Annotated in this window: 21 protein-coding genes; 11 read left to right on the top strand and 10 right to left on the bottom strand. The window is 64.0% G+C overall.

Going from position 1 to position 25,747, the window contains the following annotated elements:
• Positions 1 to 11: 11 nt before the first annotated feature.
• Positions 12 to 365, top strand: a complete 354-nt coding sequence (locus M727_RS0123475) for a cupin domain-containing protein (protein WP_027154691.1) — start codon at positions 12 to 14, stop codon at positions 363 to 365.
• Between the two features lie 62 nt (positions 366 to 427).
• On the opposite strand, the gene M727_RS0123470 is transcribed toward M727_RS0123475, so the two are convergent.
• From M727_RS0123470 to dnaK, 6 genes are all read right to left on the bottom strand, one after another.
• Positions 428 to 715: a DUF1330 domain-containing protein gene (locus M727_RS0123470; protein WP_027154690.1), complete on the bottom strand. Its 288-nt coding sequence runs from the start codon at positions 713 to 715 to the stop codon at positions 428 to 430.
• 17 nt (positions 716 to 732) lie between these two features.
• Positions 733 to 1,416 carry an orotidine-5'-phosphate decarboxylase gene (gene pyrF, locus M727_RS0123465; RefSeq protein WP_084646853.1) on the bottom strand — a complete coding sequence of 228 codons (684 nt, stop codon included), beginning with the start codon at positions 1,414 to 1,416 and terminating at the stop codon, positions 733 to 735.
• Between the two features lie 20 nt (positions 1,417 to 1,436).
• Positions 1,437 to 2,033 (bottom strand): NADPH-dependent FMN reductase, encoded by a 597-nt coding sequence (locus M727_RS0123460; protein WP_027154688.1) that lies wholly within the window; start codon positions 2,031 to 2,033, stop codon positions 1,437 to 1,439.
• 237 nt (positions 2,034 to 2,270) lie between these two features.
• A complete protein-coding gene (gene pmtA / locus M727_RS0123455; RefSeq protein ID WP_027154687.1) occupies positions 2,271 to 2,876 on the bottom strand; it encodes a phospholipid N-methyltransferase PmtA in 606 nt (201 codons plus the stop codon).
• 142 nt (positions 2,877 to 3,018) lie between these two features.
• Positions 3,019 to 4,149 (bottom strand): molecular chaperone DnaJ, encoded by a 1,131-nt coding sequence (dnaJ, locus tag M727_RS0123450; RefSeq protein ID WP_023801455.1) that lies wholly within the window; start codon positions 4,147 to 4,149, stop codon positions 3,019 to 3,021.
• A gap of 306 nt (positions 4,150 to 4,455) precedes the next feature.
• Positions 4,456 to 6,372 carry a molecular chaperone DnaK gene (gene dnaK, locus M727_RS0123445; RefSeq protein ID WP_027154686.1) on the bottom strand — a complete coding sequence of 639 codons (1,917 nt, stop codon included), beginning with the start codon at positions 6,370 to 6,372 and terminating at the stop codon, positions 4,456 to 4,458.
• A 558-nt stretch (positions 6,373 to 6,930) separates the two neighbouring features.
• On the opposite strand from dnaK, the gene M727_RS43180 reads away from it, so the two are divergent.
• From M727_RS43180 to M727_RS0123420, 4 genes are all read left to right on the top strand, one after another.
• Complete coding sequence (locus M727_RS43180) at positions 6,931 to 10,554, top strand: hypothetical protein (protein ID WP_245268877.1); 3,624 nt, start codon at positions 6,931 to 6,933, stop codon at positions 10,552 to 10,554.
• 166 nt (positions 10,555 to 10,720) lie between these two features.
• Positions 10,721 to 12,679, top strand: coding sequence for an EB domain-containing protein (locus tag M727_RS0123430; RefSeq protein ID WP_027154685.1), 1,959 nt, complete (start codon positions 10,721 to 10,723; stop codon positions 12,677 to 12,679).
• Positions 12,680 to 12,810: 131 nt separating this feature from the next.
• Positions 12,811 to 13,488 carry a ribulose-phosphate 3-epimerase gene (gene rpe / locus M727_RS0123425; protein WP_027154684.1) on the top strand — a complete coding sequence of 226 codons (678 nt, stop codon included), beginning with the start codon at positions 12,811 to 12,813 and terminating at the stop codon, positions 13,486 to 13,488.
• Positions 13,489 to 13,704: 216 nt separating this feature from the next.
• Positions 13,705 to 15,084 carry a malonyl-CoA decarboxylase gene (locus tag M727_RS0123420; RefSeq protein WP_027154683.1) on the top strand — a complete coding sequence of 460 codons (1,380 nt, stop codon included), beginning with the start codon at positions 13,705 to 13,707 and terminating at the stop codon, positions 15,082 to 15,084.
• Between the two features lie 41 nt (positions 15,085 to 15,125).
• Here M727_RS0123420 and nagA read toward each other — a convergent pair whose 3' ends face one another.
• Genes nagA through M727_RS0123400 form a run of 4 tightly spaced genes read right to left on the bottom strand, consistent with a single transcriptional unit; the run spans position 15,126 to position 19,004 of the window.
• A complete protein-coding gene (nagA, locus tag M727_RS0123415; RefSeq protein ID WP_027154682.1) occupies positions 15,126 to 16,304 on the bottom strand; it encodes an N-acetylglucosamine-6-phosphate deacetylase in 1,179 nt (392 codons plus the stop codon).
• Positions 16,301 to 17,311: an SIS domain-containing protein gene (locus tag M727_RS0123410; protein WP_198032684.1), complete on the bottom strand. Its 1,011-nt coding sequence runs from the start codon at positions 17,309 to 17,311 to the stop codon at positions 16,301 to 16,303. Before M727_RS0123410 ends, nagA begins: the two co-directional genes overlap by 4 nt.
• Positions 17,312 to 17,343: 32 nt before the next feature.
• On the bottom strand, positions 17,344 to 18,126 hold the full coding sequence (locus M727_RS0123405; RefSeq protein WP_027154680.1) for a GntR family transcriptional regulator: 783 nt from the start codon (positions 18,124 to 18,126) through the stop codon (positions 17,344 to 17,346).
• Positions 18,123 to 19,004: an N-acetylglucosamine kinase gene (locus M727_RS0123400; protein ID WP_027154679.1), complete on the bottom strand. Its 882-nt coding sequence runs from the start codon at positions 19,002 to 19,004 to the stop codon at positions 18,123 to 18,125. Before M727_RS0123400 ends, M727_RS0123405 begins: the two co-directional genes overlap by 4 nt.
• A gap of 200 nt (positions 19,005 to 19,204) precedes the next feature.
• Between M727_RS0123400 and M727_RS0123395 the strand changes: the two genes are divergently transcribed.
• From M727_RS0123395 to M727_RS0123370, 6 genes are all read left to right on the top strand, one after another.
• Positions 19,205 to 20,161 (top strand): N-acetylmuramic acid 6-phosphate etherase, encoded by a 957-nt coding sequence (locus M727_RS0123395; RefSeq protein ID WP_027154678.1) that lies wholly within the window; start codon positions 19,205 to 19,207, stop codon positions 20,159 to 20,161.
• Between the two features lie 2 nt (positions 20,162 to 20,163).
• On the top strand, positions 20,164 to 21,423 hold the full coding sequence (locus M727_RS0123390) for an ABC transporter substrate-binding protein (protein ID WP_027154677.1): 1,260 nt from the start codon (positions 20,164 to 20,166) through the stop codon (positions 21,421 to 21,423).
• A 236-nt stretch (positions 21,424 to 21,659) separates the two neighbouring features.
• On the top strand, positions 21,660 to 22,583 hold the full coding sequence (locus M727_RS0123385; protein WP_027154676.1) for a sugar ABC transporter permease: 924 nt from the start codon (positions 21,660 to 21,662) through the stop codon (positions 22,581 to 22,583).
• Positions 22,584 to 22,593: 10 nt separating this feature from the next.
• Positions 22,594 to 23,433 carry a carbohydrate ABC transporter permease gene (locus M727_RS0123380; protein WP_023801468.1) on the top strand — a complete coding sequence of 280 codons (840 nt, stop codon included), beginning with the start codon at positions 22,594 to 22,596 and terminating at the stop codon, positions 23,431 to 23,433.
• Positions 23,430 to 24,491 carry a Gfo/Idh/MocA family oxidoreductase gene (locus M727_RS0123375; RefSeq protein WP_027154675.1) on the top strand — a complete coding sequence of 354 codons (1,062 nt, stop codon included), beginning with the start codon at positions 23,430 to 23,432 and terminating at the stop codon, positions 24,489 to 24,491. Before M727_RS0123380 ends, M727_RS0123375 begins: the two co-directional genes overlap by 4 nt.
• Positions 24,492 to 24,555: 64 nt before the next feature.
• Positions 24,556 to 25,554, top strand: a complete 999-nt coding sequence (locus tag M727_RS0123370) for an ABC transporter ATP-binding protein (RefSeq protein WP_027154674.1) — start codon at positions 24,556 to 24,558, stop codon at positions 25,552 to 25,554.
• The last annotated feature ends 193 nt before the right edge of the window (positions 25,555 to 25,747 follow it).

The raw sequence follows: 25,747 nt of genomic DNA, 5'->3' as shown, positions 1-25,747 counted from the left end.
AGGATTTGGCAATGATCGACTTCAAGACCTTCGCCCACCTGGCGCATATCGACCTCGGTGAGCCCCAGCCGAAGCCCACCTCGCTGGAAGGCGATCAGCTGGAAGCAGCCAACACGCTTTGGACTTCGGAGGATGGCAAGATCGAAGTCGGTGTCTGGGAATGTTCGCAAGGCCGGTTCACCGCGCGCCGTGACACGAATTCCGAGATTTGCCACATCGTGTCCGGCCGCGTGACGCTGCACGGTCCTGGTGGCGCGGCCAAAGATGTCGGACCCGGCGAATTGCTCGTCCTGCCGCTTGGCTGGGAGGGCGAATGGATCATCCATGAGAAAACGCGCAAGCTTTACATCCTGCATTCGGTCTGAACGCCGCGGGCAGTTTGCGACGGTTCCAAATGACTATGCACGCCACGGCGGTGGCCGCTGAACTAAACCCCTTCGATCAGCACGATCTCGCCGTCGGCCACCTTCTGCCGGATCGCGACGGCGTGCTGGTATTCGGGCGAGTGATAGCAATCGTGCGCCGCAGCCAATGACGGAAACTCGATGATCACGTTGCGGTCGCGGCCCGGCCCTTCTGCTTTTTCATGCGCACCGCCTCGTGCCAGGAAAACCGCGCCGAAACGATCGAAAGCCGGTTTGGCGGCAGTGACATAGTCCTTGTAGCCTTCCGCATCGCGCACATCGACGCGGGCGATCCAGTATCCCTTCGGCATGCTTGTTCTCCGAATTGTTAGGCCGAGCGCATTTCGTCAAGAATTGCTTCCGCGACCGCTCGCCTGTCGGCGGCGCTGACGATCGGCCGGCCGACGACGAGATGGCTGGAGCCGTTGCGGATCGCCTGCGCCGGCGTGACGACGCGTTTCTGGTCGCCATGGTCGCTGCCCTTGGGCCGTATACCCGGCGTGACGACGGCCATGTTGGGGCCGACGATCCGGCGCACCGCTTCCGCTTCCTCGGCCGAGCAGACGATGCCATCCATGCCGGCATGCAGCGCCTGCTCGGAGCGCCTCAGCACCAGCGTATGCGGGTCATGCTCATAGCCGGCGTCGATCACGTCCTGCTCGTCCATCGAGGTCAGCACGGTGACGGCAAGCAGGCAGAGATCGCTGCCCCTGGCGGCCGCGACCGCTGCCTTCATCGTCTTCGGATAGGCGTGCAGCGTCAGCATGGTCATGCCCATCCTGGCAATGGCCTCGACGCCCTTGGCTACCGTGTTGTCGATGTCGAGCAGCTTCATGTCGAGGAAGATCCTGGTGCCGCCGGTGGCGAGCTCGCGGGCGAAGTCGAGGCCGCCAGCGAAGGCGAGCTGATAGCCAATCTTGTAGAAGGAGACGACTCCGTCGAGCTCGCGCACCACCGTCTCGGCGTCCTTCAGCGTCGGCACGTCGAGGCCGACGATCAGCCTGTCTTGCATGGTGCTGGCGCGCTCCTGGATCACGCCTCGATCCGCGTCGACAGCAGGCGCGAGGTTTCGATCAGCGTGCGGCATAGGTGCTCCATCGATCTGTGCAGTCGCTCGTCCCTGAAATTCCCGTCCTCGTCGAAGGCGTTGCCGCCCTCCGGGACAGAGCACTCCGGCGTCACCACCTCCATCTGGCAGCGCACCAGCACGGCGCGCAGATGGTTGATGCAGCGTACCCCGGCGAAATGTCCTTTGGAAAGCGAACAAAGGCCGGCGGGCTTGCCGGTGAACGGCCTGAACGACCGCCCGTCATCCGTGCGCACCCGGCTCACCCAATCGATGGTATTCTTGAGCAGCGGCGGGATCGAGCCGTTATATTCGGGCGTCGCGATCAGCAGCCCGTCATGGGCCGCGATTTGCCGGGCAAGCTTGATGGCGTTCTCGGGAATGCCTTTCTCCTTTTCCAGGTCCTCGTCGAGGATCGGCAGCGGATAGTCGGCAAGTGAGATGCGGGTCACCTCGGCGCCATGCAGGGCGAGTTCCTTCTGCGCCACATCGGCGGTCCTGCCGCTGTAGGCGCCAGAGCGAATCGAACCGGCGAAGACGAGAATTTTCGCGATCACTGCCATCGGCCCCCTTGTTCCCGGACAGGTACAGCCAGGGATCTGTCAAATCAACGCACCGGCGCAAAAATCGAAAAGGGATCTTGGGGGCACATGAGTGAAGGGTGTGTTGAGATTCAGGTCAGGCCGAGCCGAAAATGGTTGGTTCCGAGAACCGGTGCGGAGCGTACTTGAAGTACGTGAGCACCGGAAGCGCAGGAAGCTGCCATTTGCAGGCCGGTCTCACCTGAATATCGGCACACCCTAATGCGCCCCGCGCCGGTAGATCCAAAGCTGCGTAGGTGGGATGTTGCGGATGACGAAATGGAAATGCTCGACCGTGTAGTCGCCGCGGCCGGGCGGGATCGGCGACAGCGGACCGTAGGTCAGCTGCACGACCGGGCGGCCCGTCGGGATGCGGTCGAGAAGGCTTTCGACGTAGGCGACGCGCTGTTCGACCGGGAAATTGAGCAATGGCACGCCGGAGATGACCGAATCGAAGGTCAGGCCGCTCTTGTCGCCGAGCGTCGCATCGAGATTGAAGGCATCGCCCTCGATGACGTTGACGCCGGGATAGAGCTGGCGCAGATGGCGCACGAAATCGGGGGAGTATTCGACTGCGTAGAGATTTTCAGGCTTTACGCCGTGGGCGAGGATGGCTCGGGTGATGACACCGGTGCCGGGCCCGACTTCGAGCACCGGCAGGCCCGACATCGGGTTGACGACGGAGGCCATCTTGCGAGCCGTGATGGAACTGGTCGGCACGATCGAACCGACCGCCTTCGGCTTGTCGATCCAGCCCTTGAAGAACTTCAGTTCGTCGTCGAACTTCTCTGCCAGCGTCTTTCGCAGTCCGGGACCATGTGCCATGCAAGTTCTCCTGAACGGTCCCCCGAGTGGCTACTTAGCAGCTACGGGCTTCAAGGCAAGGCGGACGCCGGTATAAGGTGTTGATGACGCTAGGGGAGCTTCCGCTCGGTTGTATTCTACATCCGATTGGCGAGAGTCGCCATCAGCGCTCGCTGAAGGTCTCGAAAAAGTCCTTCATGCGGGCGAAAAAGCCGCTCGACTGCGGCGAATTATCCTTCGAGGAAAGCTGCTCGAACTCCTCCAGCAGCTCGCGCTGGCGGCGGGACAGGTTCTGCGGCGTCTCGACCGCGGTCTGGATGTAGAGATCGCCGACATTGTGCTGGCGCAGCACCGGCATGCCCTTGCCCTTGAGGCGGAACTGGCGGCCGTTCTGGGTGCCTTCCGGCACCTTGACCTTCGTCTGGGTGCCGTCCAGCGTCGTCACCTCGAAGGAACCGCCAAGGGCAGCCGTCGTCATTGAGATCGGCACCTTGCAGTAGAGATCGGCGCCGTCGCGCTGGAAGAATTCGTGCGGCTTGACCGCCAGGAAAATATAAAGATCGCCCGACGGGCCGCCGCGCAGGCCGGCCTCGCCCTCATTGGCGAGGCGGATGCGGGTGCCGTCCTCAATGCCGGCCGGGATGTTGACCGACAGCGAGCGCTCCTCGGTGACGCGGCCCTGGCCGGCGCATTTCGCGCATGGCTCCTTGATGGTCTGGCCACGTCCCTGGCATTGCGGGCAGGTGCGCTCGATCGAGAAGAAGCCTTGCGTGGCGCGCACCTTGCCGTGGCCGTTGCACATCGAGCAGGTGACGGGCTGGGTGCCGGGCTTGGCGCCGCTGCCGGAGCATTCCATGCAGGAGATCGAGGCCGGCACGTGGATCTGCGCCGTCTTGCCGGCAAACGCCTCCTCCAACGTGATTTCCATATTGTAGCGCAGGTCTGCACCGCGCTCGCGTCCGCCTGACGAGCGGCGCTGGCGCCCGCCCATCATGTCGCCGAAAATATCCTCGAAGATGTCGGCGAAACCGCCGGCGCCGAAGCCGTGTGCGCCGCCGTTCATGCCGCCCTGTTCGAAGGCGGCGTGGCCGAAACGGTCGTAGGCCGCCCGCTTCTGCGGATCCTTCAACGTCTCGTAGGCTTCGTTGATTTCCTTGAACTTGTGCTCGCAGGCATGATCGCCGGGATTGCGATCGGGGTGGAACTGCATGGCCAGCTTGCGAAAAGCGCTCTTGAGCTCCTTCTCGTCGGCCCCCTTTTGCACGCCCAGCGTTTCGTAGAAATCAGCTTTCATCTTTTCCCGCAGTCCGGATATTCAACGTCTTGAGGCACTTTGCGTCGTTCGCCGGCACGCTGTTCCGATTTAGGTGCGATGGAGCCGGGATGCCAGTGTTGACACGGGCTTGCCCGCATTTTTTCGATCGGGCGCGCACTTTTTCGGCCAGAGTTGCAAAAAAGCCCGGCTTTACGCCGGGCTTTACTACAGCGCCGCGCGTTGGACACGCAAAGGACGCTATAGCACTTTGATTTTTGCGCATGATCCTTTCCGGAAATCGATTCCGATTTCGGGGTCATGCGCCTAAACCTGCCGGCAGGCCGCTTAGGCCGACTTCTTCTTGTCGTCGTCCTCGTTGATTTCCTCGAAGTCGGCATCGACCACGTCGCTGTCCTTGGCCGCGTCCGCCTTGGCGTCAGCTTCCGCGGCTTCCTTCTGCGAAGCCTCGTACATGGCCTGGCCGAGCTTCATCGAGGTTTCGGCGAGCGCCTGGGTCTTGGCTTCGATCTCGGCCGCGTCGTCGCCTTCGGCAGCTGTCTTCAGCGCCGCGATCGCATCGGCGATCGCCGTGCGGTCGGCCTCGGAAACCTTCTCGCCATATTCCTTCAGCGACTTTTCCGAGGAATGCACCAGCGCCTCGGCCTGGTTGCGGGCCTCGACCAACGCGCGCCGCTTCTTGTCGGCCTCGGCATTGGCTTCGGCGTCCTTCACCATCTTCTCGATGTCGGCGTCCGAAAGGCCGCCAGACGCCTGGATGCGGATCTGGTGCTCCTTGCCGGTGCCCTTGTCCTTGGCCGAGACGTTGACGATACCGTTGGCGTCGATGTCGAAAGTGACCTCGATCTGCGGCACGCCACGCGGCGCCGGCGGAATGCCGACCAGGTCGAACTGGCCGAGCGCCTTGTTGTCGGCGGCCATTTCACGCTCGCCCTGGAAGACGCGGATGGTCACGGCCGATTGTGAATCCTCGGCAGTCGAGAAAACCTGGCTCTTCTTGGTCGGGATCGTCGTGTTGCGCTCGATCAGCCGCGTGAACACACCACCCAGCGTCTCGATGCCGAGCGACAGCGGCGTCACGTCAAGCAACAGCACGTCCTTGACGTCGCCCTGCAGCACGCCGGCCTGGATGGCGGCGCCCAATGCGACGACCTCATCCGGATTGACGCCCTTGTGCGGCTCCTTGCCGAAGAACTGCTTCACGATCTCCTGGATCTTGGGCATGCGGGTCATGCCGCCGACCAGGACGACCTCGTCGATTTCGCCGGCCTTCAGGCCGGCATCCTTGAGCGCCGCCTTGCAGGGTTCGATCGTGCGCTGGACGAGATCCTCGACGAGGCTCTCGAACTTCGCCCGCGTCAGCTTCAGTGTCAGGTGCTTGGGGCCGGTGGCATCGGCGGTGATGAAGGGCAGGTTGATCTCGGTCTGCGTCGTCGACGACAGCTCGATCTTGGCCTTTTCGGCCGCTTCCTTGAGGCGCTGAAGCGCGAGCTTGTCGCTGCGCAGGTCGATGCCCTGTTCCTTCTTGAACTCGGCCGCCAGATATTCGACCAGACGCATGTCGAAATCCTCGCCGCCGAGGAAGGTGTCGCCATTGGTCGACTTCACCTCGAACACGCCGTCGCCGATTTCGAGCACCGAAATGTCGAACGTGCCGCCGCCAAGGTCATAGACGGCAATGGTCTTGCCTTCCTTCTTGTCGAGGCCGTAGGCAAGTGCGGCCGCGGTCGGCTCGTTGATGATGCGCAGCACTTCCAGGCCGGCGATCTTGCCGGCATCCTTGGTGGCCTGGCGCTGGGCGTCGTTGAAATAGGCCGGAACGGTGATCACCGCCTTCTCGACCTTCTCGCCGAGATAGGCTTCCGCCGTTTCCTTCATCTTCTGCAGGATCATTGCCGAGATCTGGCTGGGCGACTGCTTCTTGCCGCCGGCCTCGACCCAGGCGTCGCCATTGTCGCCCTTGACGATCTTGTAGGGGACAAGCTTCTTGTCCTTTTCCGTAACCGGATCGTCATAGCGGCGGCCGATCAGGCGCTTGACCGCGAAGATGGTGTTTTCAGGATTGGTGACCGCCTGGCGCTTGGCCGGCTGGCCGACGAGGCGCTCGCCGTCGCTGTTGATGGCGACGATGGATGGGGTCGTGCGCGCGCCTTCCGCATTCTCGATGACCTTCGATTCCTTGCCGTCCATGATGGCGACGCAGGAGTTGGTGGTCCCCAGATCGATACCGATTACTTTTGCCATTTTTCTAATCTCTCCGCTAAGCAGGCTCTCAGGACCCGTACAGGCGTTCCGACGAAAGCCCCTGTTCACAAGAAATTCCGCTTCGGCAACCGGCATTCCGGCGCCGAACGGCTTGGCGCGTATATAAGAACAGGCTGCGCGGCGCGCAAGCATTCTGCGCAGGCATCCAACACATCCTTTTCTCGGCCCGGCCAGGGTTCTCCGGCACATGAACCTTTCCGCGTCGGTTCGTGACTGACACCCAGATGCGCCACGTGGTGCGGCCCTGGAAAGGAAAGACCATGACTGGAAATCCAGGCTCAGCGCGACCACCGCTTTCGGGGTGGGGTCGATATGCCAGGCGTTCCGCTGGTTGCGTTGACCATGAGTAAGAGCCGGCATATCGTGATCACGAGGAAAGCAGACAAATTCGATCAGGGAAAACGTGCCGGAACGTCGCGCCTTGCCCTGGTTTGCGCGGAAACGTCGGATGTTTCTCCCGTCGCCCGCGGGGGGAATTCCATGTCTTGCGACCACGGCGCGTTCGTGCGCTCTCGTGCTGGCCGTTTGCGCCGTGCGATGCAAACAGCCAGCGGCTTTCCGGCGTTGGCGCTCGCCACCATCCTGTGGCTTGGCGGTGCCGTCCAGGCGCAGGAAACGCAGATCATCTATCCAGGCTCGATGGCGGTGACCGGATTTTCCGGTACCGTCATTCGTGATCCTGAGGAGGGCCTGCCGCCCAGCGTCGACCCGGTCGACGAAACCTTTATCGACACGACGCGCGCAACCTTGCGCGTCTTTGACGTTTCAAGGCTGGGCGGGCGGGCCTCTGGCCAACTCGTCTTCACGCCGCCGCCCTTCGAAGTGACGGCCGGGCAGATCGGCCAGGTGTTCGGCATCACCTATGACGACGGCGTGCGCGACGGTGCACCCTCGGGCATTGCGAACCTCTATGCCGGCGCCACCTCGCTGCATGGCGTCCGCATCGTCACATCAGACGAAGATGCGGACGGTCGTCCCGAGCGGCAGCGTCGCGGTGCTGCCGGCGCCACCTTCATGGACGGCCAGTTCGGCACCGAGAACGGTGGCGGACCGGGCACGATCTGGAAGATCGACGGCATCACCGGCCAGGTCAGCAAATTCGCCGACCTCGACACCAACAGCGGCCCTGGCATCGGCGACGTCACCTTCGACACTATCCGCCGGCAGTTCTTCGCCAGCGACCTCGACACCGGTCTCATCCATCGCATTGACGCCAATGGCACGCTGGTCGACAGGTTCGACCACGGCGTTACCGGGCGCCCGGCGCACGGGCTGGCCCCGCTTGCCGACGATGGCTTGGCAATGGACATCGAGGGCGCTGCCTTCGACAGCGAGGACCCCGACAGCTGGGGTTATACACAGGATGAGCGTCGTGTCTGGTCCGTCGCCTATCACGGCGGCCGCCTCTATTATTCCGTCGGTGAAAAGGCCGAGCTCTGGTCGGTGGGCGTTGCCCGCGACGGCAGCTTTGCTGGCGACCCGCGCTGGGAACTGACGGTCAAGGCTGACAACGACCACGCCGTCACCGACATCGCTTTCGACATCAGCGGCTTCATGTACCTGGCCCAGCGCGGCCCGGTGGAAAACCGCTACGACTACAGCCGGTTCGCCGGTACCGGCACGGGCGAGGTCTTCCGCTACTGGCGTGAAAACCCGGACGATCCGGCGACGGAATCAATCTGGGTGGAAATGCCGCAGGACTATGCGGTCGGCTTCGCGCAAGGCAACCGGCAGTCGGCTGGCGGCCTCGACCTGCAATATGGCTATGACGCCGACGGCAATCTCGACGCGAGCGTCTGCACCGAGACGCTGGTCAAGACCGCCGACAAGTTGCGCGACAACCCCGCACTTGCCGAACAGCTTGCCGGCGGCGGGCCGCTCGCCGTACACGGTGTGCAGATCACGCCGACGGCGCTGGTCAAGCCGGCCAACGTACCGCCTTTCGGCGCGTGGTTCATCGACTTTGACGGCTATTTCGAAGACCCCGAGGTAGAGGCCCCCGAGCTAGAAGGGCATGTAGGCGACGTCGAAGTCTGGCATCCCTGCGAAGGCCGTGCCGGCTACTATGAGCAGATACCGGGAGGTGGCTACCTGCCACCTTTCTATCCACCCGACTTCCCGCCCCCCGGTGGCGTGCCTCCTTGCCTCGACAACGACCGCGACTGCGCCTCGATCCCGATCTGCCGGCGTGGCGACCGGGACCGCGACTGCCGGCCGCCGGTGGAAAAGAAGGTCGATCTGATCCTGAAGAAGCGTGCCCGCACCCCGGTCTGCAGGGCAGATGGTGTCTGCACCTTCGTGATCGATATCATCAACAACGGCAACGTCCGCTACGACGGGCCGCTGACGGTTACCGACACCTATCCGGGTGGCGTGCCGGCATCGTCGAGCTTCGGCCCGATCCCGCCATGGACATGCGGACCGAACGGCCCCGGCCAGTTCCGTTGCGACAATGCCGGCATCGTGCTCTCGCCGGGCGCTTCCACGCCAATCTTCGTCAAGGCGGTGATGCCGGCCGGCTACCGGCCAAACACGGTCGAGAACTGCGCCGAGGTGAAAGCCATCCCCGGCGAGAACGACCTCACCAACAACAGGGCATGCGCCAGGCAACGCATCCGTCATTCCGACAGCGGCAAGCCGGCCATGCGCCTCACCAAACTGTGCAGCGGAGCGCTGGCGGGTGCTGCGGCCGTCACCTGCCGCATCACCGTCATCAGCACCGGCACCAGTGCCCCCACCGGTCCGGTTTGGGTCAACGATGCCGCCACGCTGGTGGCCGGCGGCGCGCCCGTCCAGATCCGGACCGTCACGCCCGACGGCGCGGAATGGACGTGCGGACCGGTTCCGGCCAATGCGTTGTCGTGCCAGATTCCCGGCGCCGTCATGACGCCCGGAACCAGCCGCCACTTCGACGTGGCGCTTGCGGCGAATGGCGTGTTCGAGAACTGCGCACGCGGTTCCTACGGTCCGGCGCCAGGAGACGACGTCGTCCATCCGATCGGCAGGGCCTGCGCCAAGGGCGGTGGCGCCTCGACCATCCGTGTCGAGAAGACCGGCGATGCCGAGTGCCGGATCGGCCAGCCCTGCTCGTTCGAGATCACCATCGCGAATGATGGGAAAAACGCCTTCTCCGGTCCGGTTCGCATTGGTGATGCGATCGGTGTCGAAGGCCGCGGCCGGCTGGAAGGCGTGGCGATCACCTCGATCGACCCGCCCTTCGGCTGTGCGCCGGAACCGGCGACCCTGCCGGCGTCCTGCATCGCCAACCTGACGCTCGGCGTCGGGGAAAGCCACGTTCACCAAGTGACCGTGGTCTTTCCCGACGTCGGCCGCTTGGCCAATCTGCAGGATACCGTCAGCGGCCAGAACTGCGTCGGCGTGCTGTCGCCCGACACGCCGGTGCGAGGTGCGGGCAAAGTACTCTCCCGCGACCCGGCCAATGTGCAGGGCGATCGCGGCAAGGCCTATGCCTGCCATCCCTTCACCATCAAGAATGAGGGGAAGAAGGCGTGCTCGGCAGATCTCGTAATGAACGACGCCGGCCGCTGCGTCTGCCCGCAAGGCACCACTTTCCGCAACGGCCAGTGCTCGTCGGGTGGCGGCACGGTCATCATACCGAAACCGAAGGAGCGCTGCGTGCTGCTCAAGGGCCATATCCGTACCTCCGACGGGCGTTGTGTCTGCCCGCGCGGAACCGAGCTGGATAACCGCAGGTGCGTGTCGACCGACGAGCCGCCGGCACGCCTGTGCAAGCTGCTGCCTGGCCAGATCCGCACCAAGAGCGGCGATTGCGTCTGTCCGAGACGGACGGAACTGAGGGGCAGGGCCTGCTTGCCGATCGTCAAGCAACCGACGGTTGAACTGTGCGCCATCCGGGGCCAGGTTCACAACAAACGCGGCGCCTGTGTCTGCCCGCGCGGGACCGAGGTGATCAGAGGCGCATGCCGCCGGGCGCAGCTGGAGTGCGCGCCTGGTTCACGGCTGATCAACGGCCGGTGCCAGCCGATCATCAAGCGGCGCTGCCCGGTCGGGACAGTCGGACAGTATCCAGACTGCACTCCGATCCGCAGGGCGCCGACGCTGCAGATCACTCCGAACCTGCTGCTGAACCCGAACATCCTGCAGCAGCAGCCGAGGCGCAGGCCGCGGGCTCTCCAGTAGGGGACCCGGCGCGCAACAGTCCGTCACCTTGGACCGCAACGCCAAGACCTCGCGGGAGCAATCCGGCGGGGTTTTTCGTTGGTCGGACGTGTCTCAGCCGCTGCGTGAACCTTATCGCGGCAGTCGGCGACAAACTCCCTGAAGGAACATTTCAGGGAGAGAGAAAATGTCTTCAGCCAAGCATGCTTTCCGCAACACGGCGGCGACCGCTGCCCTGATCGCAGCCGCGCTCGCCACCGCGCCGGCCTTCGCCAAGCAGGCGAACATCAAGTCAATGTCGTTCAACACCGAAAGCGCCAACACGACGATCCATGTCGGCTCGAGCGACAAGCAAAAGTGGGACACGCTTAAGAGCGGCAACGTCCAGTTCTGGGGCCACATGAAGCTCAACACACGGTGGCCAGGTTATGTGCAGGATGTCGGCGTGGCGCTCGGCGTTTGTGGACCGGGCCAGTGCGGCGCGTTTCCGCCGATCTGGAGCGCGTCACCTGTCAGCCGCGACTACGACCATCAGAAAAATTTCTCCTTCGATCCCTCCATAATACCGCTGTCGTCGGACACCGGTATCGCCGTCGTGCCTTACGGCGACCAGATCATTGCCCGGTGCAACCAGCACCTCCAGCCCGATGGGCCGACAAAGTCTTACTCGTTCACGCACAGCTTCCATGCGAGCTTCTCGGCATTGACCGACACGGCGCTCGACATGGACAATGCGGTCAGCGAGGCCCAGGGCGGCAGCTGGCCCCATCCGCTGTACGACTCGCACTATGCCGAGCATGGATCGTTCGACGTCCAAATTGTCTGCGACCCGGTCATCAAGCCGCCGGTTCAGGACGTCGCCAATGATTTCGGCGAATTCGACGTGGACAACGTCAAGCTGTTCCTGACTACCTACCAGTCGAACCAGACCGGCTCGACGCCCGGTAAGGTCTGCCCGTCGTTGAAGGTCACGAGCCGGGCGCAGGCCAACCAGGTCGGGCCGGTGTCGATGCGCATCTGGCGCCAGAAGAACGACGGGCCGATCACCTCCGAGGTGCAGCAGGCGTGGGCGTCATACGACGCGACCAAGAATGGCTATTTCGCCACCTATGAGAAGTGGGAGGATGTCGGCGCCACCGCCTATTTCCAGTACAAGACCGAGATCATCGGCGACGATCCGTTCGAGCCATTCGACGGCTGGAAGGACATCACCGTCCATTGCAGCGGCGCGGGTGGGGGCGGCTTCACCGACGCACCTCAGGACAACCCCGACAACCCGCCGGCGCATTCGGACTGGCAGGGCGAGGTCACTGTCTCGGACAGCGCTGGCTTCAAAAAACTCTGCCCGCGCAAGGGCCAGGTGTCGTTCGACGTCGAGCGCGAGGCGCCGGGTGCGTTTCACTACCGCATCAGCTGCTCGAACGGCGCATTCTTCACCGGCACGACGGCCGCCTTCAATGATGGCGGTGTGTTCAAGGCGAGCGCCGCACACGAGTTCAGCATTGTCAGAACCCGCTCGATCCAGTGCACCCTGCAGGAGATCAAGCAGAACGGTTCGATCGCCACCGTCGACAACAGCACGGAGGATTTTACCTGTATCAAGCGCAATCTTGATCCGAATGCCGATGGTCTGGCGGTCGATACGCGACCCAATCCCGGCAAACCGCAGCTTCCGCCGGTCGTCATCGATGCCGGCCGCACATGCCTGCCGAGCCAAAGGCCGATCCGCGGCAAATGCGTCGACAGGCCGCTCGTGGCTGCCTGCCGCAGCACCGAAAAGCGTGTCAACGGCAAGTGCGTTGGGGTCAGCATCCACTGCCTGCCCGGTTACCATCAGGTCGGCCTGAAATGCGTGCGCAATGCAGTGATCGCCGACAGGTGCAAGCGCAACGAACAGCACATCGACGGGAGATGCGTGCGCAAGCCCTCCATCATTATCGACTGCAAGCGCGGCTATCATCTGGTCGGCAAGGCATGCGTCAAGAACCCGCTGATCATCACCGCCTGCCGGACAACCGAAAAACTGGTGCGCGGACACTGCGTGCCCAAGCAACCTGTGAAAAAGCCCAATCTGCAAAAAGTGAAGCAAGGCAGTGGCAAGGTCTTGCTGCCACGATTGGCCAGGCCGCCGCATCCGGTGAACTGAAATCGCGACGCTTGAACAGGGAGAGAGGTGGCCGACGCTGCCTCTCTCCTTTTGCGCAGGCACCGGATTCCTGTCGACAAGCAGCGCTGAGGCGATTACGGCGAAGGCGGGCTCAAGAACGGGAAGCGAACATGGCTCACAAGATCCTGATCGCGCCATCGGTGCTGGCGTCGGATTTTTCGAAGCTCGGCGACGAGGTCGAGGCGGTGGTGGCGGCCGACGCCGACTGGATCCATCTCGACGTCATGGACGGGCATTTCGTGCCCAACATCACCTTCGGCCCGCCGGTGATCAAGGCGATCCGCAACCGCACCAAAACCTTCTTCGACTGCCATCTGATGATAGCGCCGGCCGATCCCTACCTGCAGGCGTTTGCCGAAGCCGGCTGCGACGGCATGACGGTGCATGCCGAGGCCGGGCCGCATCTCGACCGTTCGCTGCAGACGATCAGGGACCTCGGCAAGCAGGCCGGCGTGTCGCTCAACCCGGCGACGCCGGAAACGGCGATCGAATACGTGCTCGACCGGCTCGATCTGATCCTGATCATGACCGTCAATCCGGGTTTTGGCGGCCAGGCCTTCATTCCAGAAGTCGTCGACAAGGTGAAGCGGGTGAAGGCGCTGATCGGCAATCGGCCGATCCGGATCGAGATCGACGGCGGTATCTCGCCGCAAACAGCACCTTTGGTCACCGCCGCCGGCGCCAGCGTGCTGGTCGCCGGTGCAGCCATCTTCAAGGGCGGCAGCGTCGAAGCCTATCGGGCGAACATCGAGGCGATCAGGACAGCGGCCGACCAGGTGGCCGGCTGACGCTGCCGGCGCGTCGTCATCGGCACGCGCTATTCTCCCCAGAATTCGTTGGCCGACGCCGTGCGCTTGTGCTCGTGACATGCGATCCCCAGCCAAAATGGCCTTGTCCATTTTTGGCGATTTTATTGGCATATCCAAAACTACCATCCATATTCTCTGTCTCACCCTCATGTCTCTCCGGACCCTCCCGCAGGCTCCTCTTCGACGGTCGGATCGATGAACCGCAGCCCTTTCTTCGCTGACCTGCTGAACACCATCGCCGACCGCGGCCGGATGATGCTGAACCTCGTGCGCGGTGACGAGCCGGTTTCGGCCGACAGCCTGGCACGTCTGTGCGTCCGTCTGCTTTCCAGCCAGGGCGAGGCATCGGGCGTCGCCTATGCAAGAGAAATACTCGATCGCTGGCGCACCCTCGGCGCCGACGGCAGGCTGGCTTTCCTGCATGTGCTGCGCGATCGTTTCGGCACCGATCACGCCAGGCTTGCCGCTGCGGTGGATGCTTATTGCGCCACGCCGGACGATCGCTCGGCACTTGCCCTGCACGACGCCGCCGAGCCGGCCAGGCAGGAGCTCTTGCGCCGTTTGAACCTGGCGCCCGGCGGCATCGAGACGCTGGTGCGCATGCGCCAGGATCTGCTTGCCCGGCTGCCTACATCGCCCGATCTCGCCATCGTCGATGCCGACTTCACGCACCTGCTGTCGTCTTGGTTCAACCGCGGCTTCCTGGTGCTGCGGCGGATCGACTGGTCGACGCCGGCCAACATCCTGGAAAAAATCATCCGCTACGAGGCGGTGCACGCCATCCACACCTGGGACGATCTGCGCCGCCGGATCGAACCCGACGACCGGCTCTGCTATGCGTTCTTTCATCCGCAGCTCGGCGACGAACCGCTGATCTTCGTCGAGGTCGCACTGACCCGGGCGATGCCGACGACGATCGCCGAGCTGCTCGCCGACGAGCGGCCGCCGGTGCCGCCACGGCAGGCTACGACGGCGGTGTTCTATTCCATCTCCAACTGCCAGGAGGGCTTGCGCGGCATCTCCTTCGGCAATTTTCTGATCAAGCAGGTGGTCGAGGATCTGCGCCGCGACCTTCCCGGCCTGACCGATTTCGTCACGTTGTCGCCGGTGCCGGGCTTTGCCCGCTGGCTGGCCGAGCAGGCCGAAACCATCCCCTCAGCCGCCGAAGTGCTGGACCTCGTCGCCGACGAGGGTTGGCATGCGGACGCTGCCGCTCGCGACCGCGTCGGCCCGGCGCTGCTTCCTCTTGCGGCACAGTATTTCCTCGAATCCCGCACCGCCTCCGGCAAGGTGATCGACCCGGTCGCCCGGTTCCATCTCGGCAATGGCGCGCGGCTGGAGCGCATCGACCTTTTCGGCGATCTGTCGCCCCGCGCCTTGCGTCAGGCGCATGGCCTGATGGTCAATTATCGCTACAAGCTCGACGACATCGAGAAGAACCACGAGCTGTTCGCCGCCAGGAACGATGTGGCGGCCGCGCCGGCCGTGCGCCGCCTGCTGCCGAAACCGGCGAGACCGGCCGCGCCGCGGCTTCCGGCGCCAGCCCAGGTGATTGGGGACAAGAGGGACACTTGAGCAACCACCCGCTTCAGGCTGCGGGCCGAACGGCTGATACCTTAGGCGCCCTTTGCGACACCAACCTCGAAAACCCTCTTGCCTTCTATCCAGACGCCCTTGACGTCCAATTCGTCCGACAGCGCAACGATATCGGCGGCGGTGCCGTTGGCGAACCGCCCGAGCCGGTGTGATTGGCCGATCGCCTGCGCCGGATAGAGCGAAGCCATACGCAGCGCCTCCGACAGGTCCAGTCCGACGACACGGTGGACGAAGCGCACGGCGGAGATCATGTCGAGGTCGGCGCCCGCCAGCGTCCCGTCGGCAAGCCGCAGGCTGCCCTCCTTGCGGTAGACGCTGCGGCCGTTCAGCGTGAATGAGGTCATGTCGGTGCCGATCGTCGCCATGGCGTCGGTGACCAGGAAAATCCTTGCCGGGCCCTGCTTGGCGCGCAAAGCGATGGCCATGGTGGCGGGATCGACATGGATGCCGTCGGCGATGATCCCGGCAAACAATGTGCCTGTATCGATGGCAGCACCCGCCAACCCCGGCTCGCGGTTGCCGATCTGGCTCATGGCGTTGAACAGATGGGTTACGACTGTTGCGCCGGCATCGGCGAACGCGCGCGCCTTGGCATAGAAGGTGGCGGAATGGCCGAGGCTGACGACGAGGCCGGCCTCGACCAGCGCCGAAACACGTTCCGGGTCGACGGATTCCGGCGCTACAGTCGTCAGCAGCACCGGCAGGGTTTTCCGCGCCGCAACCAGCACCGCTTGGTCGGCATCCAGCATCGGCCGGATCAGCGCCGGGTCATGCGCGCCCTTGCGGGCGATCGACAGATGCGGGCCTTCGAGATGCAGGCCCAAAAAGCCCGGCACTTTCTGCTGCGCGCCCTCGACCCCGGCGGCAACCGCCGCTGCGGTGATGGCGGGCGTGTCGGTGATCAGCGTCGGCAGCAGCGCGGTCGTGCCGAACGGCGCATGTGCCCGGCAGATGGTCTCGATCGAGGCGACATCGGGGTGGTCGTTGAGCATGACGCCGCCGCCGCCATTGACCTGCAGGTCGACGAAGCCCGGTGCAAGCATGCCGCCGCCGGTTTCGATACGCTCGACGCCGGACGGAACGGCTCCGGCGGCAACGATGGCCTCGACGAGGCCGTCTCGCACGACAAGAGCAGCGTTGTCGTGCCAGTCGTCGCCGTCAAAAATCCGGGCGCCAGTCAGGGCAAAACGGTCGCTCATATGGTTTCCGTCACCTTGCGAAGATTGGGCGGCGTGTCCGGATCGAGACCGCGATGGCGGGCAAAGGCCTCGACGAAGCCATAGAACGACACGATCAGCGCCATCGGGTCGGTCAATGGATGGCCGGTGGCGACATGCGGCAGGTGCTGAGCGTTTGTCGCCTTGTCCGAAGTCACGAAGACCGCCGCGCCCTTGCCCGCCAGGCTGTCGGCGGCCTCTGCGACCGACGGCTCGGAAGCATCGCGGGCGGCGAGCGCCAGCACCGGAAAATCAGGGCCGACCAGCGCCAGCGGGCCATGCATGACTTCGGCTGCACTATAGGCCTCGGCGTGCATGGCGCAGGTTTCCTTGAATTTCAGCGCCGCCTCATTGGCGATCGCCGCGGACGGACCACGACCGAGGATGAACAGAGACTTCTGCGTCTCAAGGGCGCTGGCCAGCGCCATCCAGTCGCAGGCGATCGCCTTGCGGAAATGTTCTGGCAAACCGGCGAGTGCCGCCAGCAACTTGTCGTCGCCGGTGCTATGCGCCATCAAGGCGAGGCCGGCGACGGCTGAATTGACGAAGGTCTTCGTCGCCGCGACGCTGCGCTCCGGGCCGGCCAGGATGTCGATGGCATAATCGCAGGCCCGCGCCAGCGGCGAATCGGCGGTGTTGGTGATGGCAACGGTCAGCGAACCGCCGGCTCTCGCGGCTTGCGCCATGGCGACGATATCCGGGCTCTTGCCCGACTGCGAGATCGCCAGGCAGGCCGAGCCGGCCAGCTTGAGCCTGGCGCCATAGATCGAAGCGATCGACGGGCCGACCGACGCGACGGCAAGGCCGGCGGTCAGTTCCACCGCATACTTCATGAACGTGGCGGCATGGTCGGAGGAGCCGCGCGCCACGGTGACGACGAAGTTTGGGTCGCGCTCGCGAATGCCGCGCCCGGCCTCGGTCAGTACCGCCGCCGAGCCGTCGAGCAGGCGCGCGGTAGCCTCCGGGATCTCCTCGATCTCGCGCCGCATATGGGTAATCCCCATTTGCTTGTTTACTGCGCTCATGGCCGGCCCTCTTCGCCCGGCCCGCTCAGCCGGAGCTCGGCGACGAAATCATAGGCGTCGCCCCTGTAGATCGAGCGGGTGAATTCGATCACCTTGCCGCTCGCCAGATAGGAAATACGCTCGATGTGCAGGCCGGCAATGCCTGGCGGCACTTCGAGCAGCCGCGCGTCGTCGTCGCCGAGATTGGCGGCGGAAATGCGCTGCACCGCCCGCACCGGCCGATGGCCGGTTGTTTCAAGCGCCGCGTAGAGCGACGACCCGATCGCCGCCGGGTCGGGCAGCACGCTGGCAGACAGTGCCGCGCGCTCGATCGCCAGCGGCGTTTCGTTGGCAATACGCAGGCGCGCCACCCGCGCCACCAGTTCGTTCGACGACAGGCCGAGCACCATCATCTCGTCCGGCGAGGGCGCATAGAGGCCGCGGTCGAGCCAGGCCGAACGCACCGCCATGCCGCGCCGCGCCATATCCTCGGTGAAAGACGTCAGCCGCGACAGCGACTGCTCGACGCGCTCCATCCGCGGCGCGACGAAGGTGCCGGAGCCGTGGCGCTGGACGAGGATGCCGCCCTTGACCAGATCCTGCACCGCCTTGCGCACGGTGACGCGCGAAATGTCGGCCTTGCTGGCGATGTCGCGCTCGGACGGCAGCGCGTCACCCGGCCCGATCAGGCCGCGATTGACCGCGTCCTCGATGCTCTTCCTGAGCTGCAGATAGAGCGGCGCGCCGCTTTGCGCCGACTGTTTCAGCGTGGCGAAGATCTGGTCGGCGGCCTCGCTCATCGCGCCGCCTCCGTCGCACTCGAGAAAACGCGCGCCGCCATCTGCACGGCGCCGCCCAGCGCGTCGTCGAGCGGCGGCTTCAGCAGCGCCCGGTAGCGCGCCGACAGGCGTGGTGAATAGAGCGGCGCCAGCCCGCCAAGCAGGCAGAGCGGATCGTCGTCGCCGAGATCGAGCACGCCAAGTGCTGCCTCGACGTCGGCGATTGCCTTGTCGAGGATCCAGTTGGCGACGATGTCGCCCTTTTCGGCATGCTCGAAGACCTTGGGCGCGAAGCCGCCGAAATCGCCGGGTTTTGCGTTGGTGGTGAACTCGACCAAATCCTCGGGATTGTCGCGGAAGATGGCGAGCATGGCCTGCGTCAGCGACGATCCCTGGCGGATGCCGTCATAGGCGAGCAGCGTCTGTTCGAGCAGGTCGCGGCCGATGCGGGCGCCGCTGCCCTGGTCGCCGACCTGAAAACCCCAACCGCCGATGGCGCGCGACTTGCCGTTTTTGCGCGCCATGTAGGCGGTGCCGGTGCCGAGGATGGCCATCGCGCCGTCACCGGAGCCGACCGCGCCTTCCAGGGCGATCTCGGCGTCGGTCTCGACGCAACTGATGCTGAACGGCAGGATCGCTTCGAGCTGCTGCCTGTAGGTGCCGACATTGGCGCCGGCGAGGCCGAGGACGGCCGGGGTCTGCGGGATCAGTTCGGGGTCCTGCCCGGCGGCGACAAAGGCCTGCCTTGCCGCCTCGACGATGTTGGCCCTGGCGCCGGTGAGATCGGTGCGGATGTTGGCCGCACCGCTCTTGGCGCGGCCGACGACAGTGCCGTCCACTGTTGCAAGGGCCGCCCTGCAGCTGGTGCCGCCGCCATCGATGCCAAGCACGAATTTCACACGATTTCTCCTCCAAGCGGATAATACCAATAAAATACCAATAGCCAAGGATTAATTTTCGTTTCAAAAAGATTAAGGGGTATTTTATTGAAAAACCACCGCATTTTGCCTGAACGGCGATTTCAGGGCAGGGAAGTCGTTAATGCGTGTGGACAAGTGGTATTTTTTTGGTATTGTTTTGGGGATTGGAGGGAAAGCGGATGGCCGAAACGCGCACCGAAGCGCTTCACCAGAATGCCGAGGGGCTGGACATCCAGGCTCCGGACGCCATCCTTTCCTCTTTGGCCAACGCGCAGATCGAGGCCGCCAAGGCGGTGCGCGGCGCCATTCCCGCCATTGCCAAAGCAGCCGAGATCATCGCCAGCCGGCTGAACAGCGGCGGCAAGCTCGCTTACGCAGCGGCCGGCAGCTCGGGCCTGATGGCGCTGGCCGATGCGCTGGAGCTGCCGGGCACCTTCGGCATTCAGCGCGACCGCATCGCCATCCTGATCGCCGGCGGCGACGATGCCTTCAAGGCACTGGCCGGCGGGCCGGAGGACGACACCGAAGAAGCCTCGGCGGCGGTTGCCGCTGCCGGCATCGGCGAGGGCGACTGCCTGATCGCGGTCTCGGCCAGCGGCTCGACGACCTATGCGGTCAGGGCGATCGAGGACGCCGGGCGCCGCGGTGCGGCAACCATCGCCATCGCCAACAACAAGGATGCGCCGCTGCTTCGGCTGGCCGATATTGCCATCCTGCTCGAAACGCCGCCGGAGCTGATCGCCGGCTCGACGCGCATGGGCGCCGGCACCGCCCAGAAGATTGCGCTCAACATGCTGTCGACCCTAGCCGCCATCCATCTTGGCCATGTCCATGACGGCTATATGGTCAATCTCATGGCCGACAACATCAAGCTGCGCGACCGCGCCGCCCGCATCGTCGCCGCCATCAGCGGACGCGACAGGGACGATGCGGCAAAGCTGCTCGAGAACAGCGGCGGCGCCGTCAAGACCGCCATTCTGCTCGCCGCCGGCGCCGCCAGCGCCGATGCGGCGCAGAAGATACTGGAACGTACCGGCCAGAAGCTGCGCCCGGCGCTTTCCGCGATCGAGGGGAGCATGGGGCGGAAAGCCTCTGTTCTCAAAACCGAACCTGAAAAAGGTCAACAGGGAGACTGAGCATGACAACCAAACTACTGACGGCACTGCTTCTCGGCACCAGCATTCTCGGCTCGGCCGGAATGGCCTGTGCCCAGGACGTAACGCTCAACATCGAGAGCTGGCGCGGCGACGACCTTGCCATCTGGAAGGACAAACTGATCCCGGCTTTTGAGGCCAAGAACCCGGGCATCAAGGTGGTGTTCGCGCCGTCGGCGCCGACCGAATATGACGCAGCACTCGGCGCCAAGCTCGCCGCTGGCTCGGCCGGCGACCTGATCACCTGCCGCCCGTTCGACAAGTCGCTGGAACTGTTCAAGAAGGGCAATCTCGCCGATATCTCGACGCTGCCCGGCATGGAGAATTTTTCCGACGTCGCCAAGGCCGCCTGGCAGACCGACGACGGCAAGTCGAGCTTCTGCGTGCCGATGGCTTCCGTCATCCACGGCTTCATCTTCAACAAGGACGCCTTCGACCAGCTCGGCATCAAGGTGCCGACGACCAATGAGGAGTTTTATGCCGCTCTCGACAAGATCAAGGCCGACGGCACCTACATCCCGATGGCGATGGGCACCAAGGATCTCTGGGAAGCCGCGACCATGGGCTACCAGAACATCGGCCCGAACTACTGGAAGGGCGAAGAAGGCCGTCTGGCGCTGATCAAGGGCGAGCAGAAGCTGACCGATCCGCAGTGGGTCGAGCCGTTTGCCGAACTCGCCAAGTGGAAGCCCTATCTCGGCGACGGCTTCGAGGCGCAGACCTATCCGGACAGCCAGAACCTGTTCACCCTCGGCCGCGCCGCCATCTACCCGGCCGGCTCGTGGGAAATCGGCCTGTTCAACACCCAGGCGCAGTCCAAGATGGGCGCGTTCCCACCGCCGGTGCAGAAGGCCGGAGACACCTGCTACATCTCCGACCACACCGACATCGGCATGGGCCTCAATGCGGCGTCGAAGAATGCGGATGCGGCCAAGACCTTCCTGACCTGGGTCGCCTCGCCGGATTTCGCCACCATCTACGCCAACGCGCTGCCGGGCTTCTTCAGCCTGAACAACACCCCGGTGAAGATGGAAGACCCGCTGGCCCAGGAATTCGTCTCCTGGCGCGACAAGTGCAAGTCGACCATCCGCTCGACCTACCAGATCCTGTCGCGCGGCACGCCGAATCTCGAGAACGAGACGTGGGTTGAATCGGCCAACGTCATCAACGGCACCGTCACGCCGGAAGCTGCCGCCAAGAAGCTGCAGGACGGCCTCGACAGCTGGTACAAGCCGGCGAAGTAAGAGCGAGCGCAATCTCCCCCCTCGAGGGGGAGATGTCGCCGAAGGCGACAGAGGGGGTCGGTAAAGGCAGGCTGCGACCTGATCGTTGCCGGAAGGCGCGGTCGAAACCACGATGGCGCACTGCCTTGGCCGACCCCATCCGCCTCGCTTCGCGAGGCACCCTCCCCTCGAGGGGGAGGGAGGCGCCGCACCCTTCGGCGGCAATTGTAAGAACCTGATCGGCGGGGACCGAACGCATGGCCGCAGCACCGAAACGACCGTTCCGCTGGCATATCGTCGTCTTCCTGGCGCCGGCGGTGCTGGTCTATACGGCGATCATGATCCTGCCGCTGGCCGGCACGCTGCAGCTCTCGCTGTTTCGCAACATCGACCAGGCCCAGGTCTTCGTCGGATTGGAAAACTTCCGCAGGCTGTTCGGCGATCCCAACTGGTCGGTCAATTTCTGGAACGCACTGCGCAACAACGTCGGGTTCTTCATCATCCACATGATCGTGCAGAATCCGATCGGCGTGCTTTTGGCCGCACTGCTGTCCAGCCCGCGGCTGAGATTCTCCGCCTTCTACCGCACGGCGATCTTCGTCCCGACGATCCTGTCCTTCGTCATCGTCGGCTTCGCCTGGAAGCTGATCCTGTCGCCGCTGTGGGGCGTGGCGCCGAACCTGATGGATCTTGTCGGCCTCAAAAGCCTGTTCACGCCGTGGCTCGGCAAAGAACAATATGCGCTGACCACGCTCAGCCTGATCTCGGTGTGGCAGTTCGTCGGCATCCCGATGATGCTGATCTATGCCGCGCTGCTGTCGATCCCCGAGGAGGTGATCGAAGCGGCCGAATGCGACGGCATCACCGGCATGTCGCAGTTCTGGAAGATCAAGCTGCCGCTGATCCTGCCGTCGATCGGCATCATCTCGATCCTCACCTTCGTCGGCAATTTCAACGCCTTCGACCTGATCTATACCGCGCAAGGCGCGCTGGCCGGGCCGAACTATTCGACCGATATTCTCGGCACCTTCCTCTACCGCGCATTCTTCGGTTTCCAGCTGCAGGTCGGCGATCCCAACATGGGCGCGGCGATCGCCACGATGATGTTCCTGATCATCCTTGGCGGCGTCTGCGTCTACCTGTTCCTCGTCCAGACGCGCCTGCGTCGCTATCAGTTTTAGGGGGCCAGACATGAGCACGGCAACCCACTCCCTGCCCCGCACCATCGGCGCCCATGCGGTGCTGTTGACCTACACGGTGATCGCGCTGTTTCCGGTGATCATCGTCATCATGAACTCGTTTAAATCCCGCGCGGGCATCTTCGGCGCGCCGCTGACGCCGCCGACCCCGAAAACCTTCGACCTGATCGGCTACACCACCGTCATCGGCCAGGGCGATTTCATCCACTATTTCCAGAACAGCCTTGTCGTCACCGTCGCCTCGCTGTTCTTCGTGCTGCTGTTCGGCGCGATGGCCGCCTTTGCGCTGTCGGAATACCGTTTTCGCGGCAATTCGCTGATGGGGCTTTATCTCGCCCTCGGCATCATGATCCCGATCCGCCTCGGCACCGTCGCCATCCTGCAATTGATGGTGGCGAGCGGGCTGGTCAACACGCTGACGGCGCTGATCCTGGTTTATACGGCGCAAGGCCTGCCGCTCGCCGTTTTCATCCTGTCGGAATTCATGAAGCAGGTGTCCGACGATCTGAAGAATGCCGGACGCATCGACGGCCTGTCCGAATACACCATCTTCTTCCGGCTGGTGCTGCCGCTGGTCAGGCCGTCGATGGCGACGGTCGCCGTCTTCACCATGATCCCGATCTGGAACGACCTTTGGTTTCCGCTGATCCTGGCGCCGTCCGAAGAAACCAAGACGGTGACGCTCGGCGCGCAGCTGTTCCTCGGCCAGTTCGTCACCAACTGGAACGCCATCCTGGCCGCGCTGTCGCTGGCGATCATGCCGGTGCTGATCCTCTACGTCATCTTCTCGCGGCAGCTGATCCGCGGCATAACTTCCGGAGCGGTCAAGTGAGCAAGGAAAAACCTCTTCGCGTCGTCGTTGCCGGCCTCGGCAATATGGGCCGCAGCCATGCGCTGGCCTATCACACCAACCCGGGGTTCCAGATTGCGGCGCTGGTCAACCGTTCGGACGTGCCGCTGCCGGCCGGGCTTTCCGGCTATGGCATCAGGCGCTCCTTCGACGAGGCGCTGCGCGACGAAAGGCCCGATATCGCCTGCATCGCCACCTATTCCGACAGCCACGCCGACTATGCGGTCAAGGCGTTCGATGCCGGCTGCCATGTCTTCGTCGAAAAGCCGCTGGCGACGACGGTGGCGGATGCCAAACGTGTCGTTGCCGCAGCCAAGGCCAATGGCAGAAAACTGGTGATCGGCTACATCCTGCGCCATCACCCGTCCTGGATCAGGCTGATCGCCGAGGCGCGCAAGCTCGGCGGTCCTTACGTGTTCCGCATGAACCTCAACCAGCAATCCTCCGGCCATAGCTGGCAGACGCACAAGCAGTTGATGCAGACGACGTCGCCGATCGTCGATTGCGGCGTGCACTATCTCGACGTGATGCTGCAGATCACCGACGCCAGGCCGGTCGAGGTGCGCGGCATGGGGCTGCGGCTGAGCGACGAGATTGCGCCCACGATGTACAATTACGGTCATCTGCAGGTGCTGTTCGACGATGGTTCGGTCGGCTGGTACGAGGCCGGCTGGGGGCCGATGATCTCGGAAACCGCCTTTTTTGTGAAGGACGTGATCTCGCCGAACGGCTGCGTGTCGATCGTCATGAAGGAGGGCGTCAGATCCGACGACATCGACACCCACACCAGGACCTCGACCATCCGCCTGCACAGCGCGGCGACCGGCGCGGACGGAAAATTCGCCAAGGCGGATGAGATGTTGTCGATGAAAGGCGAACCCGGCCATCAGGATCTCTGCGATCGCGAGCAGGCTTTTCTGCTCAAGGCGATCCGCGAGGATATTGATCTGACCCGCCACATGGACGACGCAGTGAAGTCGCTCGCCGTCTGCCTTGCCGCCGACGAAAGCGTCCGCAGCGGGAAGGCGGTGCGATTGTGAGAGGGGAATTTTTGCTAGGGGTTGCGCTCTGCGGCACCCCCACATTCCAATCCGGAGGAACGCCGTGGGCTCGCTGAATATCGAGAATGTGAAGAAGGCGTTTGGGCCGGTCGAGGTGCTGAAGGGCATCAACCTCGAAGTGACCGATGGCGAATTCGTCGTCTTCGTCGGCCCCTCCGGCTGCGGAAAATCGACGCTTCTCAGGGTCATCGCCGGGCTGGAGGATTCGACCTCGGGGCGTGTGGTCATCGACGGTGCGGACGTCTCCGCCACCCCGCCGGCCAAGCGCGGCATCGCCATGGTGTTCCAGACCTATGCGCTCTACCCGCATCTGACGGTGAAGAACAATATGGGCCTCGGCCTCAAGCAGGCAGGCACGCCGGCGGCCGAGATCGACCGCCGCATCGGCATCGCATCATCGATGCTGTCGCTGGAGCCCTACCTGGCCAGGCGCCCGGCCGAGCTGTCCGGCGGCCAGCGCCAGCGCGTCGCCATCGGCCGCGCCGTGGTGCGCGAGCCCAAGCTTTTCCTGTTCGACGAGCCTTTGTCCAACCTCGATGCCGCACTGCGCGTCAACACCAGGCTGGAGATCGCGCAACTGCATCGCCGGCTGAAGGCGACGATGATCTACGTCACCCACGACCAGGTCGAGGCGATGACGCTGGCCGACAAGATCGTCGTGCTCAATGCGGGCAAGATCGAGCAGATCGGCGGACCGATGGAACTCTACAATGCGCCGGCGAATGAGTTTGTCGCCGGCTTCATCGGCTCGCCGAAGATGAATTTCGTCGACGGCGCCAGGCTTGGCGAGACGGCCAAGACCATCGGCGTCCGTCCCGAGCACCTGACCGTCGATGCGAAATCCGGCGCCTGGAAAGGCACGGTCGTCCATGCGGAACACCTCGGCGCCGACACCAACCTCTATCTCGACTGCGAAAAGGCCGGGCTGATCACCGTGCGCATTTTTGGCGTCTACAACGCCGAGCCTGGCGCCACGCTCTACGCGACGCCGGATCCGGCGAAGACTTATCGGTTCGGGACTGACGGCAAGGTGCTGAAGTAGCGCCCCTTTTTCCTTCTCCCCTTGTGGGAGAAGGTGGATCGGCGCGCAGCGCCGAGACGGAAGAGGGGTGTTGGACGGAGTGCTGTCGGTGCCAATCTGGAGCACCCCTCATCCGACCTCGCGGAGCCTGTCCTCGGGCTTGCCGGAGGCAAGACCCGTGGGCGAGGCCACCTTCTCCCACAAGGGGAGAAGG

It is taken from the genome of Mesorhizobium sp. WSM2561 (assembly GCF_000513915.1).
In the GTDB taxonomy this organism is placed as follows: domain Bacteria; phylum Pseudomonadota; class Alphaproteobacteria; order Rhizobiales; family Rhizobiaceae; genus Mesorhizobium; species Mesorhizobium muleiense.
The sequence above is the reverse complement of the archived record's forward strand: the minus strand, read 5'-3'. Positions and strand labels throughout refer to the sequence as shown.